Consider the following 3,025-nt stretch of genomic DNA (forward strand, 5'->3'; position numbering starts at 1 on the left):
TGCTCGGTACCCGGATTAACCCGATTCGCCACCCAGCCCACAAGGTTTAAGCCATCCGCTTTGATCGCTTCTACGGTTAGCATGGCGTGACTCATACAACCCAGTTTAATACCCACCACCAGAACGACCGGTAACTGTTCCTGTTTTACCCAGGAAGACAAGTAATCGTCATCCGAGACGGGTACCCGCCAGCCGCCGGCACCTTCTACCAACACCACATCAGCCTGCTCTCGCAAGGTGGCCAGTTTATCGCTTAACAAGTTGAAATCTATTGTTACGCCTTCACGCTTGGCAGCAATGTGCGGTGAGGCCGGAATACGAAGCGTGTAAGGATTGATATCCTGATAATCGCACTCCACAGTGGCAGCCTGCTGCAGATGGAGTGCGTCCGAATTGCGTAACCCTTGTTCTGTATCATCGCTGCCAGAAGCCACAGGTTTGTAACCTATAGTGGATGCCCCTAGCTCGGCTAACGCCTGCAATATTGCTTTTGAGGCTACCGTCTTGCCGACATCGGTATCGGTACCAGCAATAAAAAACGCGTCAATCATAAATCTATCACTCCAAAACAAACCTGGTAACTGGCAGGCAGCAGATGCTGATGGTTTCTGAATTTCTGATATGCCTTTTCCAGTCGACGAATCGTCCCGGGAGCCGTTAAGCCGTTGGCTCGACCTGAAACATGCGTCGCACCAATGCCTTTTAAATCGCGCATTAGCGCCATAGCGGAAGGATACCAGAGTGTAGAGGTGGCTAAGTCTAGGTGATGACGGTCACATTCGGCTTGCGCTAACGCAATTTTTACCTGATTGGTAGAGACAAAATCATTGACGTGTTGATATGAATCAATCTCTCGCCATGCCTGACGTAATTCGTACAACGATTCACTCAGCAAGGTAGTGAAAAAGATCTTGCCATTGGCTTTGGTGACCCGGGATGCCTCCGCAAGCGGAACTGAGAGATCCTCACACCACTGCAGTGCTAATGAAGAGAACACCATGTCCACACTGGCATCGGCGAGCGGGAGCTGTTCTGCATCCCCTACCTGGTAGCGCATGCCAATAGATCCGCAACGTCGCTCAGCTTCAGCCAGCATTTCAGAAGAAAGGTCCAGGCAATATACCTCGGCGCCTCTGTTTTTCAGTAGTTGTGAGAAATAACCGGTTCCACAACCTAAGTCCAACACAGTCAGACCGGTTAAATCTTCCGGCATTAGGTCCAATAATTGATGCCCAACCTGGCGCTGCAGCTCCGCATGGCGATCATAGCTTTCCGCTGCCCGGCCAAATGCATCTGCTATCGCTCGCTTATTCATTGGTTCCCGATCTAACTTTTTGGCGGTACTGTCCATTAGGATTGCCGCTCCATAATATGACTGAGTGAAGTAGCCAACTTGGCCAGCTGTGCTTTGGTGTGGTTCGCGGTAATGGTAATTCTGAGCCGTGCGCTTCCCTGAGGTACCGTTGGTGGGCGGATCGCTGTTAGCCATAATCCCCTTTGGCGCAGTTGCTCACCCGCCTCCAATGCCCGCTGTGAGTCGCCCAGCTGAAAAGGCTTGATGGGAGTATCCGTTGCCACAAAACCAGCTAACTGGCTCAATTGTTCATCATAAAACGCCCTCAGTTCGGCACTTTTCTCCCGGCGCCACTGCTGGGTACGGATCATTTTCACCGCATGGGTTAACGCAAAGGCCTGAGCCGGTGGGATTGCGGTTGAATAGACGTGATGCCGCGCGAACTGAGTTAAATAGTCACCTACTGCGTGGTCACAGAGTATGGCGGCGCCAGACATGCCAAACGCCTTGCCAAAAGTGACCACCAGCAGTTGCGGTTTAACGTTATGAACGTCAATACTGCCACGGCCCTCTTCTCCCAGCACACCGATGCCGTGGGCATCGTCTACCGCTAACCAGGCCGAATCCCGGACCGCTGCCGAAATTTTCGCCAGCGGAGCGCAATCTCCGTCCATACTGAATACGCCTTCGGTTACCACCAGAGTATTTTGTTGGGGTTTGAGCATAGCGCTGAGGTTTTCGACACTGTTGTGGCGAAAGCGACGCATTGTGGCTGGCGACAATAGACCCGCTTCAATGAGCGAAGCATGGTTGAGTTTGTCTTGTAGCAGATAGTCATCCTGCTGCAACAAACTGAACAGCATCGCCTGATTGGCGCTAAAACCTGAGCCAAACAGTACTGCTCGAGGATAATCGAGCCAATCACACAACGCCGCTTCTAGCTCCCTGTGCGGATGGCTAAATCCAGTCACCAAAGGGGATGCGCCGCTGCCATTACCATAACGGGCAATCCCCTGTTGCCACTGAGCAGCCAGCTCAGAATCACAGGCCAAACCAAGGTAATCGTTACTAGAGAAATTCACATAGCGCTGACCACCTTCAGTCAGTTCTGGCTGATTACCACCGTCCAGACAGCGCAGTCGACGAGTCAACCCCTGCTCACGGCGGGAATCCAGCGCCTTTTCGATGCGCTGCTTAAACGGTAGCGTCATAGAAGAGGTCGTCTTTATCCGGCCGGGCTGCTACCCGCTCTACCACCCGGTCTAGTAGCTCATTTTCCTGAATTTCATCCGGCTTCTGTGCTACCTGCTGGCGGTTAATACCCAGTTTATTAAACAACTGCAGATCTTTATCTTCTGACGGATTAGGTGTGGTCAGTAGCTTACAGCCGTAAAATACCGAATTAGCCCCCGCCATAAAGCACAGCGCTTGCATCTGTTCATTCATATTTTCCCGACCGGCAGACAAACGCACGGCAGACTTTGGCATCATGATCCGGGCTATAGCAATCAAACGAATAAAATCAAATGGTTCGACTTCTTCAGCGTCTTCCAGCGGCGTGCCTTTTACTTTCACCAGCATGTTAATCGGAACACTTTCCGGATGCGTTGGCAGGTTGGCCAGTTCAACCAACAGCCCAGCACGGTCACCGGCGCTCTCGCCCATGCCGATGATGCCACCGGAACAAATTTTCATTCCGGCGTCTCTGACATGCCCTAACGTATCGAGGCG

4 protein-coding genes are annotated in these 3,025 nt (G+C 52.1%); all 4 read right to left on the bottom strand.

The window, feature by feature from the left end; translation table 11 throughout:
• The coding region (gene bioD, locus ACQY6F_RS18600) for a dethiobiotin synthase (protein ID WP_428776581.1) at window positions 1–551 on the bottom strand (551 nt) is incomplete at its 3' end.
• Entirely contained in the window at window positions 548–1,351 is an 804-nt protein-coding gene (bioC, locus tag ACQY6F_RS18605; RefSeq protein WP_428776582.1) for a malonyl-ACP O-methyltransferase BioC, read from the bottom strand. The genes bioD and bioC, both read right to left, overlap by 4 nt.
• Window positions 1,351–2,505: an 8-amino-7-oxononanoate synthase gene (gene bioF, locus ACQY6F_RS18610; protein ID WP_428776583.1), complete on the bottom strand. Its 1,155-nt coding sequence runs from the start codon at window positions 2,503–2,505 to the stop codon at window positions 1,351–1,353. The genes bioC and bioF overlap by 1 nt, the downstream gene beginning before the upstream one ends.
• Window positions 2,489–3,025, bottom strand: a 537-nt coding sequence (locus tag ACQY6F_RS18615) for a biotin synthase BioB (protein WP_428776584.1), incomplete at its 5' end; no start/stop codon positions are given. The genes ACQY6F_RS18615 and bioF, both read right to left, overlap by 17 nt.

Origin of the sequence: Vibrio sp., assembly GCF_050299255.1 — a bacterium.
In the GTDB taxonomy this organism is placed as follows: Bacteria; Pseudomonadota; Gammaproteobacteria; order Enterobacterales; family Vibrionaceae; genus Vibrio.